This is a genomic window from Streptomyces sp. NPDC093260, from assembly GCF_040683715.1.
In the GTDB taxonomy this organism is placed as follows: domain Bacteria; phylum Actinomycetota; class Actinomycetes; order Streptomycetales; family Streptomycetaceae; genus Streptomyces; species Streptomyces sennicomposti.
The window spans coordinates 101292-115731 of sequence record NZ_JBFBEK010000002.1 but is presented as its reverse complement, the minus strand read 5'-3'; the positions used below and the strand labels follow the sequence as shown (position 1 = coordinate 115731).

Annotated in this window: 14 protein-coding genes; 8 read left to right on the top strand and 6 right to left on the bottom strand. The window is 72.4% G+C overall.

Annotated features, from left to right (window positions below; all coding sequences use genetic code 11):
- Positions 1 to 296: 296 nt before the first annotated feature.
- Positions 297 to 2582 (bottom strand): transglycosylase domain-containing protein, encoded by a 2286-nt coding sequence (locus AB0N63_RS02740; protein WP_365523142.1) that lies wholly within the window; start codon positions 2580 to 2582, stop codon positions 297 to 299.
- Positions 2583 to 3056: 474 nt separating this feature from the next.
- Between AB0N63_RS02740 and wblA the strand changes: the two genes are divergently transcribed.
- Positions 3057 to 3395 carry a transcriptional regulator WblA gene (wblA, locus tag AB0N63_RS02735; RefSeq protein ID WP_019982590.1) on the top strand — a complete coding sequence of 113 codons (339 nt, stop codon included), beginning with the start codon at positions 3057 to 3059 and terminating at the stop codon, positions 3393 to 3395.
- A gap of 457 nt (positions 3396 to 3852) precedes the next feature.
- Here wblA and AB0N63_RS02730 read toward each other — a convergent pair whose 3' ends face one another.
- Both AB0N63_RS02730 and AB0N63_RS02725 read right to left on the bottom strand, forming a co-directional pair.
- Complete coding sequence (locus AB0N63_RS02730) at positions 3853 to 5259, bottom strand: ArsA family ATPase (protein ID WP_365523139.1); 1407 nt, start codon at positions 5257 to 5259, stop codon at positions 3853 to 3855.
- Complete coding sequence (locus AB0N63_RS02725; protein ID WP_365523137.1) at positions 5256 to 6233, bottom strand: ArsA-related P-loop ATPase; 978 nt, start codon at positions 6231 to 6233, stop codon at positions 5256 to 5258. The genes AB0N63_RS02730 and AB0N63_RS02725 overlap by 4 nt, the downstream gene beginning before the upstream one ends.
- 139 nt (positions 6234 to 6372) lie before the next feature.
- Between AB0N63_RS02725 and AB0N63_RS02720 the strand changes: the two genes are divergently transcribed.
- The 4 genes from AB0N63_RS02720 to AB0N63_RS02705 all read left to right on the top strand — a co-directional run bounded on the left by AB0N63_RS02720 (position 6373) and on the right by AB0N63_RS02705 (position 8915).
- Complete coding sequence (locus AB0N63_RS02720) at positions 6373 to 6531, top strand: DUF4177 domain-containing protein (RefSeq protein WP_009189813.1); 159 nt, start codon at positions 6373 to 6375, stop codon at positions 6529 to 6531.
- Positions 6528 to 6992, top strand: a complete 465-nt coding sequence (locus AB0N63_RS02715; protein WP_365523134.1) for a RidA family protein — start codon at positions 6528 to 6530, stop codon at positions 6990 to 6992. The genes AB0N63_RS02720 and AB0N63_RS02715 overlap by 4 nt, the downstream gene beginning before the upstream one ends.
- Positions 6993 to 7209: 217 nt before the next feature.
- Positions 7210 to 8088, top strand: a complete 879-nt coding sequence (locus AB0N63_RS02710; protein ID WP_365523132.1) for an NUDIX hydrolase — start codon at positions 7210 to 7212, stop codon at positions 8086 to 8088.
- Positions 8085 to 8915 carry an MBL fold metallo-hydrolase gene (locus AB0N63_RS02705; RefSeq protein WP_365523130.1) on the top strand — a complete coding sequence of 277 codons (831 nt, stop codon included), beginning with the start codon at positions 8085 to 8087 and terminating at the stop codon, positions 8913 to 8915. Before AB0N63_RS02710 ends, AB0N63_RS02705 begins: the two co-directional genes overlap by 4 nt.
- A 55-nt stretch (positions 8916 to 8970) precedes the next feature.
- Here AB0N63_RS02705 and AB0N63_RS02700 read toward each other — a convergent pair whose 3' ends face one another.
- On the bottom strand, positions 8971 to 9726 hold the full coding sequence (locus AB0N63_RS02700) for a nucleotidyltransferase (RefSeq protein WP_365523128.1): 756 nt from the start codon (positions 9724 to 9726) through the stop codon (positions 8971 to 8973).
- Positions 9727 to 9893: 167 nt separating this feature from the next.
- The gene (locus AB0N63_RS02695) at positions 9894 to 10568 is read right to left on the bottom strand and encodes a Crp/Fnr family transcriptional regulator (protein WP_009189818.1); all 675 of its coding nucleotides are present in this window, start codon (positions 10566 to 10568) and stop codon (positions 9894 to 9896) included.
- 251 nt (positions 10569 to 10819) lie between these two features.
- Between AB0N63_RS02695 and nth the strand changes: the two genes are divergently transcribed.
- The 3 genes from nth (at position 10820) to AB0N63_RS02680 (ending at position 14111) form a co-directional block, all read left to right on the top strand.
- A complete protein-coding gene (gene nth, locus AB0N63_RS02690) occupies positions 10820 to 11827 on the top strand; it encodes an endonuclease III (RefSeq protein ID WP_365523125.1) in 1008 nt (335 codons plus the stop codon).
- A gap of 139 nt (positions 11828 to 11966) precedes the next feature.
- Complete coding sequence (locus AB0N63_RS02685) at positions 11967 to 12803, top strand: CoA pyrophosphatase (RefSeq protein ID WP_365523123.1); 837 nt, start codon at positions 11967 to 11969, stop codon at positions 12801 to 12803.
- 108 nt (positions 12804 to 12911) lie between these two features.
- On the top strand, positions 12912 to 14111 hold the full coding sequence (locus AB0N63_RS02680) for a MarP family serine protease (RefSeq protein ID WP_365523120.1): 1200 nt from the start codon (positions 12912 to 12914) through the stop codon (positions 14109 to 14111).
- A 79-nt stretch (positions 14112 to 14190) separates the two neighbouring features.
- On the opposite strand, the gene AB0N63_RS02675 is transcribed toward AB0N63_RS02680, so the two are convergent.
- Positions 14191 to 14370, bottom strand: a complete 180-nt coding sequence (locus AB0N63_RS02675; RefSeq protein WP_365523117.1) for a hypothetical protein — start codon at positions 14368 to 14370, stop codon at positions 14191 to 14193.
- Positions 14371 to 14440: the final 70 nt, after the last annotated feature.

Genomic DNA, 14440 nt, shown 5'->3' with positions numbered 1-14440 from the left:
GGCGCCTGTCCGCCTCCGTCCATCGCACAAGGCGGCCGGACGGTCCCGGGCGTTCTCCGCCTGCGGCCCGCCGCGCGCAGCGGCCCCCGCCTCCGTTCAGCGCCTTCGGGCGCGCGAACGCGGGGCGGCCGCGGCCGTCCAGTGCCGACCCGGCACACGCAGTCCAGTGCCGACCCGGCACGCCGTCCAGCACACCATCCGGCACACGCGAAGGGGCGCCCGACCATCCGTCGGGCGCCCCTTCGCGTGTGCCGTCTCGCAGCCCCCGGCCCTACGCCGCCGGAGGCGTCTCCGCCTCAGCCATGTCGCCCCCCGTTCGCGTTCCCCCGTGGTCCGCCGGTCTGGCCCTGGATGAAGCCGCCTGGGGCGGAGAACGTCGGGTTGGGGCCGGCGCCGCCCGCGCCGCCGAAGAGGCCGCCGATCAGGCCGCCGTCGTCACCGTGGCCGCCGTGGCCGCCGCCGTTGTCGCCCCTGCCCCGGCCGTTCCCTTTTCCCTTGTCCTTGCCCTTGTCGGCGTCCGGGATGTCGACGAGGTTGAAGGACGGGGCCGGCTTGCCCGCCAGCGCGCCGGTCATCGCGTCGCGCCAGATCGGGCCGGGGACGTCGGCGCCGTAGACGAGGTCGTGGTAGACGCCGCCGATGCGGATGTCGGTCATCTTGACCTTCTGGGTGGCGCTGCCCACCCACACCGCGCCCGACAGGTTCGGGGTGTAGCCGACGAACCAGGCGTTCTTGCGCTCGTCCGTCGTACCCGTCTTACCGGCGTTGTCGCGGTCGGAGAGACCGGCCTGCTGGCCCGTACCGGAGTCGATCACGCCCTTGAGCAGGGAGTTGACCGTGTCCGCGGTCTTCTCGGACATGGCCCGCGTGCAGGTCGTCCTCGGCACCGCGAGCGGCTTCTCCTGGTCGCCGACCTTCTGGGTGATCGACTCGATGGCGACCGGCGTGCAGTACGTGCCGCGGGAGGCGAAGGCGGCGTACGCGCTCGCCATCGTCAGCGGCGAGATGCCCTTGGAGCCGAGCGCGATCGCGGGCAGCTGCGGCAGCTTCTCGCCGTTGCCCTGCACCACGTGCAGCTTGTCGGTCATGTTGACCACCGGGCACAGGCCGATGTCGGAGATCATCTGCACGAAGTAGGTGTTGACCGACTTCGCCATGGCCTCCTTCAGGGCGTACGGGCCGTGCTCGGACGTGCTCTCGTTCTCCACGTCCGCGTGCTCGCTGTTCGTCCACCGCTTGCCGTCACACGCCTGGACCGGGCTCGGGTACGGCATCTTGTACGGCGACGGGTACTCCTGCGTGGGCGGCCTGCCCTGCTCCAGCGCCGCCGCCGCCACGAACGGCTTGAACGTCGAACCGGTCGGGAAGCCGAAGTTCGAGCCGCCGAGGTCGTTGCCGACCGAGTAGTTGATCTCGGTCTCGTTCTTGCCGTAGCCGTACGGCTTGGACTGGCCCATCGCCAGGACCTTGCCGGTGCCGGGCTGGACCAGGACGGACGCCGCCGCGACCGAGTCCGACTGGTTGATGTGCTGCTTGAGCGAATCCTGCACCGAGGCCTGGGCCTGTGGGTCGAGGGTGGTGCGGATGGTGAGGCCGCCCTGGTTCCAGACCTTGGCCCGCTCCGCGCGCGTCCTGCCGAAGACCGGGTCGGTGAGGAACACCTGCTCGACGTACTTGCAGAAGAAGCTGGAGTCCTTGACCGCGGTGATGCAGCCGTTACGCGGCTGGGTGACCTTCAGCTCCAGCGGCGCCTGCTTGGCCTTGTCGGCCTCCGCCTGGGAGATGTCGCCGACCTCGGCCATGCGCTGGAGCACGGTGTTGCGCCGCTTGGTGGCCTCCGCCTCGTCGTTGACCGGGTCGTAGCGGCTCGGCGACTGGACGATGCCGGCCAGCAGCGCGGCCTGCGGCAGGGTCAGGTCCTTGGCGTGCTGGGAGAAGTAGCGCTGGGAGGCGGCCTCGACGCCGTACGCCTGCTCACCGAAGAAGGTGATGTTCAGATAGTTCTCGAGGATCTTCTTCTTCCCCAGGTCCTGCTCGACCTGGATGGCGTACTTCAGTTCCTTGATCTTGCGGCCGAGCGTCTGCTGGGTGGCCTCGGCGACCTTCGTCGGGTCGTCGCCGGCCTCCTCCACGAAGACGTTCTTCACGTACTGCTGGGTGAGCGTGGACGCGCCCTGGGCGACGCCGCCGCTCTGCGCGTTCTTGTTGAGGGCGCGCAGCACGCCCTTCAGGTCGATCGCGCCGTGCTGGTAGAAGCGCGAGTCCTCGATCGCGACGATCGCCTTCTGCATGTACGGCGAGATGTCCTTCAGCTCCACCACCGTGCGGTCGCGCGAGTACACCTGGGCGAGCTGCTTGCCCTGGGCGTCCAGGATGGTGGTGCGCTGGGAGAGCGGCGGCCGCTTGAGGTTGGCCGGGATGTCGTCGAACCCCTGGACCGATCCCTTGGCGGCCAGCCCCAGCGCGCCGGCGGCGGGCAGCGCGATGCCGGCCAGGACCACTCCCGCGAGCACACTGACACCGAGGAACTTGGCGGCCTGTTGCGTTGGCGACAGACCACCGCCCGAGCGCTTCTTTGGCATGAGGGCAGCCTACGTTCTCATTCGCCGGACACGCGTATATGCCTTGGCCTAAGCTGCTCTCGACTGTCACAGCGGTACGGCCACGAATCTATACGTGCGGCGACCTCGAAACGTTCCGGAGCGCGCCCGGTTCCTTCAACATCGGACCGGTGCTCCAGACGGGTTGGTGCGTGTCGCGCGGTGCGGGCGAGAGCGGTGCGGCACGGGAGATGTGCGCCCGAAATCGCCTTGTGTGTCGCCCGGCGTCCGTTGTGGCGCAACGGAACTGTCCCGTGTGCCGGGAATGTCGCAGATGTCGTCACCTCACTCCCCCGGGTGATCTGCGCGCGCCCCATAGTCCGTTCGGACCATTCAAGATTGGGCCCGCTGGGGGTGTTGCGCTGTGCCCACCTTCCGTAACGTCCTCAACTGGCGGCGGTGAATATGCCGCTGCCGCCGTGGGGGAGCCTCGATTCGGGAGAGGACGGCGCCGGTATGGGCTGGGTAACCGACTGGAGTGCGCAGGCGGCCTGCCGCACTACCGATCCGGATGAACTGTTCGTTCAGGGAGCAGCGCAGAACAGGGCCAAGGCGGTGTGCACCGGCTGCCCGGTGCGCACCGAGTGCCTCGCTGACGCGCTCGACAACCGCGTCGAGTTCGGCGTGTGGGGAGGCATGACGGAGCGTGAGCGTCGTGCGCTGCTGCGCCGGCGGCCGACCGTCACCTCGTGGCGCCGGCTGCTGGAGACGGCGCGCATGGAGTACGAGCGCGGAACGGGCCTGGTGTCCCTCGACGACGACCAGGTGTACGAGGACTACGCGGCGGTGGGCTGAGGACGGCGCTCTGCGGTGTGCTGTGGGCCTGGGCCTGGTGTCCATATGCCTCGGCCGACTGCGGCCGGGCCGTCGGGCCTCGGCCGGGTGACCTTGGACGCGGGCGCGTCCGCCCTGCGGGGCCGGTCGCTACACGCCGTGCGCACTTCCGGTCACGCTTCCGCGTGCCGGGCAGTCACCCCGGCCATGCGCCGCACGTCGGCGGGCACGTCTGCCACGTGTCGCGTGCGCCCCGCGTGTGCGCCTGCCGTGTCGGCCCGCGCACCATGCGCGCGTGCGCCGGGCGCACTTCGGCGCGCTGTGCGTGTCACGCCCGCGCCGTGCACGCGGGCTCGTACGGCACGCACGCCGTACGCCGACCGCGCGCCTACTCGCGGGGCGCCGCCGGCACCGCAGCTACCTCGCGCGCCGGGCGGACGCGCACCCGACCACGCGCTTCGCGCGCCGCGCGCGTGCCTCACGCGCCCGGTTCCGGCAGCTCGCGCCGGTTGTCCGCGAGCCGGTCGCCGATGTCCCGCAGCCCCGCGAGGTCGTGCACATCGCCGGGCAGCGCGGGCACTTCGGCCACCGCCACCTCGGGGTGGCGGGCGGTGAAGCGGTCCCGCGTGCGCTGCTCACGGGCGAGCAGCTGCATGCGCTCGGCGTGCAGCCGCAGCAGACCCGCGGTCACCCGGTCGACGGCGACGGCCGACTCGGCGACGGAACCGGAGGGGGAGCCGGCGGGAGAGTCGTCAGAGGAGTCGGCTGAGGTGCCGTCCGAAGCGCCGGGGGAGACGCCGGTCGGATCGGCCGGGTCCGAACTGCCATGTGTTTCGGGAGAGTTACGAGACTCAGCTTTCCCGTCCCCCTGATCCACAATGCGGGAGTCCTCAAGATTTTCCGCGGCCGCGATCGCCCGTTCGGCCGACAGCTGGCCGGCGCCGCTGCCGTGGACGCGGTTGAGCACCAGACCGGCCAGCGGCATCCGCTCCGCGGCCAGCCGCTCCACGAAGTACGCCGCCTCGCGCAGCGCGTCCCGCTCCGGTGCCGCCACCACCAGGAACGCCGTCCCGGGCGCCTGGAGCAGCTTGTACGTGGCGTCCGCGCGGGTGCGGAAACCGCCGAAGGTGGTGTCCATCGCGGCCACGAACGTCTGGACGTCCTTCAGGAGCTGGCCGCCCAGCAGCTTGCCGAGCGTGCCGGTCATCATCGACATCCCGACGTTCAGGAACTTCATCCCCGCGCGCCCGCCGAGCTTCGCCGGCGCGGTCAGCAGCCGGATCAGCCGGCCGTCGAGGAAGGAGCCGAGCCGCTTGGGCGCGTCCAGGAAGTCCAGGGCCGAACGCGAGGGCGGCGTGTCGACCACGATGAGGTCCCACTCGTCCCGGGCGCGCAGCTGCCCCAGCTTCTCCATCGCCATGTACTCCTGCGTGCCCGCGAAGCCCGCCGAGAGCGACTGGTAGAAGGGGTTCGACAGGATCGCGGCGGCCCGCTCCGGGTCCGCGTGCGCCTCCACGACCTCGTCGAAGGTGCGCTTCATGTCGAGCATCATCGCGTACAGCTCGCCGTCCTCCTCGGTGCCCTTCACCCGGCGGGGGACGTTGTCGAGGGAGTCGATGCCCATCGACTGGGCCAGGCGGCGGGCCGGGTCGATCGTCAGGACGACCACCTTGCGGCCGCGTTCGGCGGCGCGCAGCCCGAGCGCCGCCGCCGTCGTCGTCTTGCCGACCCCGCCCGAGCCGCAGCACACCACGATCCGCGTCCTCGGGTCGTCCAGCAGCGGATCGACGTCGAGCACGCGTGCGGGCGCCAGCCGCCGGCCACCCTCGTGCGGCTGGCCGGAGGAGCGTTCGGTCTCCCGCGCGGGGGTCGCGTCCGGGCTCATGACATCCCCTGCTTCCGCAGCTCGGTCGCCAGTTCGTACAGACCCGCCAGGTCCATGCCCTCGGCGAGCAACGGCAGTTCGTGCAGCGGCAGGTCGAGTTCGCCGAGGACCGAGCGCTGCTCCTGCTCCAGCGCGTACCGCTCGGCGTACTCCTCGGCCTGTGCCAGCAGCGGGTCCACCAGCCGCTCCGCGTTCCCGCCGCGCCGCGCGCCGCCGAGTCCGGCCGAGGACAGCGACCGGGCCAGGGCGGTCTGCGGAACCGTCCGTACGAGTTCCAGATCGGCCGCGTCCAACACCTGCGGCCGCACCATGTTCACCACGACGCGGCCCACCGGCAGGCGCGCGGCACGCAGTTCGGCGATGCCGTCCACGGTCTCCTGGACCGGCATCTCCTCCAGCAGCGTCACCAGGTGCACGGCCGTCTCGGCCGACTTGAGCACCCGCATGACCGCCTGCGCCTGATTGTGTATCGGGCCGATCTTGGCGAGCCCGGCCACCTCGTCGTTGACGTTGAGGAAGCGGGTGATGCGGCCGGTCGGGGGCGCGTCCATGACGACGTGGTCGTAGACGAACCGCCCGGCCTTGTCCTTGCGGCGCACGGCCTCGCACGCCTTGCCGGTCAGCAGGACGTCTCTGACGCCCGGCGCGATCGTGGTGGCGAAGTCGATGGCGCCGAGCTTCTTCAGGGCCCGGCCGGCGCCGCCGAGTTTGTAGAACATCTGGAGGTAGTCCAGCAGCGCGAGTTCGGGGTCTATGGCGAGTGCGTACACCTCCCCGCCCCCGGGCGCGACGGCGATCTTCCGTTCTTCGTACGGCAGCGCCTCCGTTTCGAAGAGCTGTGCGATGCCCTGCCGACCCTCGACCTCGATGAGGAGCGTCCGCTTCCCCTCCGTGGCCAGGGCCAGCGCGAGGGCGGCGGCGACCGTCGTCTTTCCGGTCCCGCCCTTGCCGCTGACGACCTGGAGCCTGCTCACGTCTTCGAGCCTAACCAGTCGGCGCTCAGGTCACGCGGGAGGCTGTGGACAACGGCCGCCCGGGTCATGCGGGAGGCTGTGGACAACCGCGGTCGTGGTCGCCGTCCGCAGGCCGCCGATCAGCGGCTACAGTCGCCCCATGACCAAGTGGGAATACGCAACCGTGCCGCTGCTCGTCCACGCCACGAAGCAGATCCTGGACACCTGGGGCGAGGACGGCTGGGAGCTCGTCCAGGTCGTTCCCGGGCCGAACCCCGAGCAGCTGGTGGCCTACCTGAAGCGGGAGAAGCAGGCGTGAGCGCGGTCGAGGCGAAGCTCGCCGGACTCGGTCTGACCCTGCCCGAGGTCGTGCCGCCGCTGGCCGCCTACCAGCCGGCCGTCCAGTCCGGGCCGTACGTCTACACCGCCGGCCAGCTGCCGATGGTGGACGGCAAGCTCCCGGTCACCGGCAAGGTGGGCCTGGAGGTCACCCCGGAGGAGGCCAAGGAGCTGGCCCGTACCTGCGCGCTGAACGCGCTCGCGGCCGTCAAGTCCGTCATCGGCGACCTGGACCGCATCGCGCGTGTGGTGAAGGTCGTGGGCTTCGTCGCCTCGGCCGCCGACTTCACCGGCCAGCCGGGCGTCGTCAACGGCGCCAGCGAGCTGCTGGGCGAGGTCCTGGGCGACAAGGGCGTGCACGCGCGCAGCGCGGTCGGCGTGGCGGTGCTGCCGCTGGACGCCCCGGTGGAGGTCGAGATCCAGGTCGAGCTGGCGCCGTAGCGCCGAGCCCGACGCCCTGCGGGGTGTACGGGCGCCGTGCGGGGCGCGTACCGGCGCCGTGAAGCCGTTCCAGGACCGCGTACCGGTGCTCCGGCGGCCGGACCGGCGCCCCTGAGAGGTGTACGGCGGGCCCGAGGCTCGTCCTGCGGGCGCCTCGCGGTCCCGCTCGCCCCAGGCGCCTCTCGAACATTCGCGCGCCACCGGATAGCCTCCGGCCATGGCGAATGGGCAGTGGTTCCCCCCGGACTGGCCGGACCGCATCCGCGCGCTCGCGGACGGCACCCTCACCCCCGTCCGGCCCAAGCGCGCGGCCACCGTCATGCTCCTGCGGGACACCGGCGCCGGCCCCGCCGTGCACATGCTGCGCCGCCGTGCCTCGATGGCCTTCGCCGCGGGCGCGTACGCGTATCCGGGCGGCGGCGTGGATCCCCGCGACGACGACCGCACGATCCGCTGGGCGGGCCCCACGCGCGCGTGGTGGGCGGACCGGCTGGGGGTGGACGGGACGACGGCTCAGGCGATCGTCTGCGCGGCCGTCCGGGAGACCTACGAGGAGGCGGGCGTCCTGCTCGCCGGCCCCGGTGCGGACTCGGTCGTCGGCGACACCACGGGCGAGGACTGGGAGGCCGACCGTGCCGCCCTGGTCGCCCGTGAGCTGTCGTTCGCCGAGTTCCTCGACCGCCGGGGCCTGACCCTGCGCTCGGACCTGCTGGGGGCCTGGACGCGGTGGATCACCCCCGAGTTCGAACCGCGCCGCTACGACACCTGGTTCTTCGTGGCCGCCCTGCCCGAGGGGCAGCGCACCCGGAACGCCTCCACGGAGGCCGACCGCACCGTGTGGATCCGCCCCCAGGACGCGGCCGCCGGTTACGACCGGGGCGAGCTGGTGATGATGCCGCCCACCATCGCCACCCTGCGCCAGCTGATCCCCTACGCGAGCCCCGCCGAGGCCCTGGCGGCCGCGCCGGACCGCGATCTGACCCCCGTCCTGGCGCGGGCCCGCCTGGAAGGCGGCGAGGTCGTCCTGTCCTGGCCGGGGCACGCGGAGTTCACCAAGCACGTTCCCGCCGACGTCCAGGAAGGTCCCCTCGCATGACGGACGCAGCAGCGCTCCCCGGCCAGCCCCGGGGCGGCGTCCTCTCCGGCCCCGCCACCGCGCGGGCCGTCAACGTGCTCGCGCCCAACGCCTCCGCGATGACCCTGGACGGCACCAACACCTGGATCGTCTCCGAGCCCGGCTCCGAGCTGGCGGTCGTGATCGATCCCGGCCCGCTGGACGAGGGCCATCTCGGCCATGTCGTCGCCACCGCCGAGCAGGCCGGCAAGCGGATCGCGCTGACCCTGCTCACCCACGGCCACCCGGACCACGCCGAGGGCGCCGCCCGCTTCGCCGAACTGACCCGCACGCGCGTGCGTGCCCTCGATCCTGCCCTGCGGCTGGGCGACGAGGGCCTGGGCTCGGCAGACGTGATCGAGGTGGGCGGCCTGGAGCTGAGGGTCGTGCCGACCCCGGGCCACACTGCGGACTCGCTCTGCTTCCACCTCCCGGCCGACCGGGCGGTCCTCACCGGCGACACGATCCTGGGCCGCGGCACGACGGTCGTGGCACACCCCGACGGCCGCCTCGGCGACTACCTTGACTCGCTGCGGCGGCTGCGGTCCCTCACCGTGGACGACGGCGTGCACACGGTCCTGCCGGGTCACGGCCCCGTCCTGGAGGACGCGCAGGGCGCCGTCGAGTTCTACCTGGCCCACCGCGCCCACCGGCTGGCGCAGGTCGAGACGGCCGTCGAGGACGGCCACCGCGACCCGGCCGACGTCGTCGCCCATGTGTACGCCGACGTGGACCGCTCCCTGTGGCCGGCCGCCGAACTGTCGGTCCGGGCGCAGCTGGAGTACCTGGAGGAGCACGGGATCATCTGACGGACCCCTGTGGCCGGCCCGCCGGAGCGCACCCCGCCTTCCGGTGGCCGGGCCGCTACGGCCTGTGCCTCGGCGCCCTGACGCCGTGCACGCGCGTGTACTCACCGGCGAGCCAGGGGCCGAGGTCGTCGACGTAGCGGCGCAGCACGGCGGGGTCACCGACCGGGTCGTACCCGTACGCGGCCGCCGTGCGCAGCTGCGCCGCCCGAGCGGGGTAGTACACGCCGAACGCGTCGGCCATCTCGCGCAGGTCGCTGGTCCAGCCCCGCCAGCGGCCAATGACCAGGGTGAACCCGGTCCGCACGAGATGCCGGGACATGAACCGCACCAGCGGCCTGCGCGCCTCCTCGCCGTCCTCGGCGGCGGCGATCCGCTCCCGCCAGCGGGGCAGGCGCAGCGCGAGGTCGCCGTTGGTCTCGCGGGCGAGCAGCGGGTCCTCGGGGCGGTAGCGGGGGAGGTGCGCGGCGAGGTCGTCACCGAGCAGGGGCGTGCACAGACAGGCGACGAACCAGCCGAGGTCGTGCCGTTCCAGGTCGCTGAGCAGCCGGTCCCGGCCGTGGAGCAGCGTGCCGACGCCGTCGATCTGCGGGAACCGCGCGTCGAGCGCCGCGCCGAGTCCGCCGGCCGCCCGCCGGTCGGCGTCCGTGGGCTCCTCCCGCAGCGCGACCAGCAGATCGAGGCCGCTGCGGCCCACGCGCGCGGTGCCGCGCGGGATCGACCCGTAGAGGTACGCGCTGTACAGCCGCGTCCCGTAGACCTCCGGCAGCCGTGTGCGCGCGGCCGCCACGACGGGGCGGAACGCCTCCGGCACACGCGTGAGGGATCCTTCGCGGGCGATGCATCCCTCAGGGGTGAGACCCGGGCGGGGAGCATCGCCCTCGGAGGGCGCAGCTGGGTGTGCGGCGCCCGCTGCGGAGGACGGGCCGCCCCCGCACGGTAAGGGCCCCCCGGGGGCCTGGCCCCGGTCCGGGGAGGAGGTCAGCGGGACCTCTTGGCCAGCCGCTCGACGTCCAGCAGGATGACCGCGCGGGCCTCCAGGCGCAGCCAGCCGCGCTGGGCGAAGTCGGCGAGGGCCTTGTTGACCGTCTCGCGGGACGCGCCGACCAGCTGGGCCAGCTCCTCCTGGGTCAGGTCGTGCACGACGTGGATGCCCTCCTCGGACTGCACGCCGAATCGGCGGGACAGGTCCAGCAGGGCGCGGGCCACGCGGCCCGGCACGTCGGAGAAGACCAGGTCGGACATCTGGTCGTTGGTCTTGCGCAGCCGGCGGGCCACGGCGCGCAGCAGGGCGCCGGCCACCTCGGGCCGCACGTTCAGCCAGGGCTGGAGGTCGCCGTGGCCGAGGGCCAGCAGCTTGACCTCGGTCAGCGCGGTCGCCGTGGCGGTGCGCGGCCCCGGGTCGAACAGCGACAGCTCGCCGATCAGCTCGCCGGGACCTACGACGGCCAGCATGTTCTCGCGGCCGTCGGGGGACGTGCGGTGCAGCTTGACCTTGCCCTCGGTGACCACGTAGAGCCGGTCGCCCGGGTCGCCCTCGTGGAACAGCGAGTCGCCGCGTGCGAGGGTCACCTCCGTCATGGAGGCGCGAAGCTCCGCGGCCTGCTCGTCGTCGAGCGCCGCGAAGAGCGGATTGCGCCGCAGAACGTCGTCCACGAGTTCTCTCCTTGTCGACCTGCTCAGAGGATCTTGAGACCCCTGGTGCCAGGGGTCCGTGTTCCCCATTTTGCCGGACGGTCCAAACAGTGTGATCTGTCACAAGGATGCCGTACAGGTGTCCCGGGGTACGCGGCAGGGGTCCAATCGGGCGCCGATCTTCGGGGTCCACGGCGGATGTCGGCACCGGGCCGTAGGCTGGCCGAGTGTCCAAATCGCCGGTGAGAGCACAGGCCGAGGGGGCTGGGCGAGTGGTCGTACGTCAGGATTCCGCCGTGGGCGAACAGGGGCCCGAGGGCGGCGGAGAAGCGGCGAAAACGCGGAAGCCGAGGAAGTCGGCACCGTCGGCGAAACCGGCGAAAGTAGCGAAGGCGGCGAAAGCCGCGCGCCCGGGGAAGAAGGCGACGGTCGTGACCGAGAAGGCCGCCGCCGCCGTGCCGAAGGCCTCGCCCGCGAAGACCGTCGCTCCCAAGCCGCCCGAGGGCGAGTCGCGCACCGCCCTGGTCCGCCGCGCCCGCCGGATCAACCGCGAGCTGGCCGAGGTATACCCGTACGCCCACCCCGAACTGGACTTCGAGAACCCCTTCCAGCTGCTGGTCGCCACGGTCCTGTCCGCCCAGACCACCGACCTGAGGGTGAACCAGACGACGCCCGCGCTGTTCGCCCGCTACCCCACCCCTGAGGACCTCGCCGCCGCCGATCCGGAGGACGTGGAGGAGATCCTGCGGCCCTGCGGCTTCTTCCGGGCCAAGACCAAGTCGGTCATGGGCCTGTCCAAGGCGCTGACGGAGGAGTTCGGCGGCGAGGTGCCCGGTCGGCTCGAGGACCTGGTCAAGCTGCCCGGCGTCGGCCGCAAGACCGCCTTCGTCGTCCTCGGCAACGCCTTCGGCCGTCCCGGGATCACCGTGGACACGCACTTCCAGCGGTTGGTGCGGCGCTGGCAGTGGACCGAGGAGACCGACCCCGAGAAGATCGAGGCGGCCGTCGGCGCGCTCTTCCCGAAGAGTGACTGGACCATGCTGTCGCACCATGTGATCTTCCACGGCCGCCGCATCTGCCACGCCCGCAAGCCCGCCTGCGGCGCCTGCCCGATCGCCCCGCTGTGCCCGGCGTACGGCGAGGGCGAGACCGACCCGGAGAAGGCGAAGAAGCTGCTGAAGTACGAGAAGGGCGGCTTCCCGGGCCAGCGCCTCAAGCCCCCGCAGGCCTATCTGGACGCGGGCGGCAGGCCGGCCCCGCCGCTCAGGGCGAACGGGTGACCGCGCCGGAACGAACCCGGGGCCGCCGGGCGTTGGACACGGCAGGGCGGCGGGGACCGCGCCGCGGCCGGGACTTCGGGTGCGCACGGGACTTCCGGCGCGGACGGGCACGAGGACGAGGGCAGGGACGGGGGTGTCGATGACGCGGACGAGCGAGACGGCGAGCGGTACGCCGAGCGGGCCTGCGGCGCGCAGCGGCGCGACGGGGCGGGGCGGGACGGTGGCGCGGGGCGGATCGGTGAGAGCGGGTGGCCCGGCGGGACGACCGGACGGCTCGACGGGAGCGGGCGGTCCCGCGGGGCCGGGTGATCCGGTGACCCTCAGTACGGAGGGGCTGCCAGGATGGCTGGAGCCGGTGGTGCGCGTCGTCGAGACGGTGCGCCCTGTCCAGCTGAGCCGCTTCCTGCCGCCGGAGAACGGCACGGGACGTCAGTCCGCCGTCCTCGTCCTCTTCGGCGAGGGGGAGCGCGGACCCGAGCTGCTGCTCATGGAGCGGGCCAGCTCCTTGCGCTCGCACGCCGGCCAGCCGTCCTTCCCCGGCGGCGCGCTCGACCCGGAGGACGGCGACCCGCAGGGTGACGGACCGCTGCGGGCCGCGCTGCGCGAGGCCGAGGAGGAGACCGGGCTCGACCCGAAGGGCGTCCAGCTGTTCGGCGTGCTGCCCCGGCTCTACATCCCGGTCAGCGGCTTCGTCGTCACGCCCGTGCTCGGCTGGTGGCACACGCCCACCCCGGTGGACGTCGTCGACCCGGCCGAGACCGCCCGCGTCTTCACCGTCCCCGTGGCCGATCTCACCGACCCGGGCAACCGCGCCACGGCCGTTCACCCCAGCGGCCACCGAGGTCCGGCATTCCTGGTCGAATCGGCCCTGGTCTGGGGCTTCACCGCCGGGATCATCGACCGTCTGCTGCACTACGCGGGCTGGGAACTGCCCTGGGACCGGGACAAGCAGGTCCCACTCGACTGGCGGTCATGACAGGGTGTTCCGTGCCGTCCGGACCGGACGGCCGCGACAACGCTCCGCCGGTCCCGGCCGGCCCGCGGTGACCGGCGACCGAAAGACGACGAGGCGAGGCTCGACACGGTGAACGTGCTGGACATCCTGCTGCTGGTCGCCGCCGTGTGGTTCGCGGTCGTCGGGTACCGCCAGGGCTTCGTCGTCGGCATCCTGTCGGTGATCGGCTTCCTGGGCGGCGGAGTCGTCGCCCTGTACGCGCTGCCGCTGGCCTGGGACGCGCTGACGGACAACACACCGGTCAGCACCACCGCCGCCGTCGTCGCGGTCGTCGTCGTCATCGTCTGCGCCTCGGTCGGCCAGGCCCTGACCACCCACCTCGGCAACAAACTGCGCGTCTACATCACCTGGTCCCCGGCGCGCGCCCTGGACGCCACCGGCGGCGCCGTCGTCAACGTCGCCGCGCTGCTGCTCGTCGCCTGGGTGATCGGCTCGCTCCTGGGCGGCACGACGATACCGACCGTCGGCAAGCAGGTGCGCAACTCCAGGGTGCTGATCGGGGTCTCCGGGGTGATGCCCGCGCAGGCCAACACCTGGTTCTCCGACTTCACCTCGGTGCTCGCGCAGAACGGCTTCCCACAGGTCTTCAGCCCGTTCGCCAACGAGCCCATCACCGACGTACGGCCCCCGGACCCGGCCCTGCGGCACAGCGTCGTCGCCGACCGCGCCAGACGGTCCGTCGTCAAGGTCGTGGGCACCGCGCGCAGCTGCGGGAAGGTGCTGGAGGGCAGCGGCTTCGTCTTCGGCGACCGCCGCGTCATGACCAACGCGCACGTCGTCGGCGGTGTCGACGAACCCACCGTCCAGATAGGCGGGGTGGGCCGGAAGTACGACGCCACCGTCGTCCTCTACGACTGGCGGCGCGACATCGCCGTGCTCGACGTGCCCGACCTGAAGGCGCCCGCCCTGAAGTTCACCGACACCGACGCGCGCAGCGGCGACAGCGCGATCGTCGCCGGCTTCCCGCAGAACGGGGCGTACGACGTCCGTCCCGCGCGCGTGCGCGGGCGCATCCCGGCCAGCGGCCCGGACATCTACCACCGCGGCACCGTACGCCGTGACGTCTACTCGCTCTACGCGACCGTCCGCCAGGGCAACTCCGGCGGCCCGCTGCTCACCACCGACGGCAAGGTGTACGGCGTGGTGTTCGCCAAGTCCCTGGACGACGCCGACACCGGGTACGCGCTGACCGCCGACGAGATCCAGCAGGACATCCTCCGGGGACGCACCGCGAACCAGCAGGTGGACAGCGACAGCTGCGCGATGTAGCCCGCCCGGGGAAAGGGCGGGCCGTGTCAGCCGGTGTCCGGTCGTGCGACGGCGGTCCGTGCGGCGGACAGGCCGCCGTTCAGCCGCGGGGGTGACGCAGGCGTACGGAGACCCAGCGGGCCCGGCGGCGCAGAATGCGCGGAATGCCCACCCGCGGGTCCGTCGCCGTCAGTTGCGGTGCATCCCGGTGAGGGGAGCCCGGACCGCTCGTCGAACGGCGGGTGCCTGCTACGTCACTGTAGTCGTGCGTCCAGCCCATACCGGGACGTCTGCCCCCGCCCCAAGGTCGATAACCGCCTTCGGGCAACCCAATTGGCTTATGCGCCGGG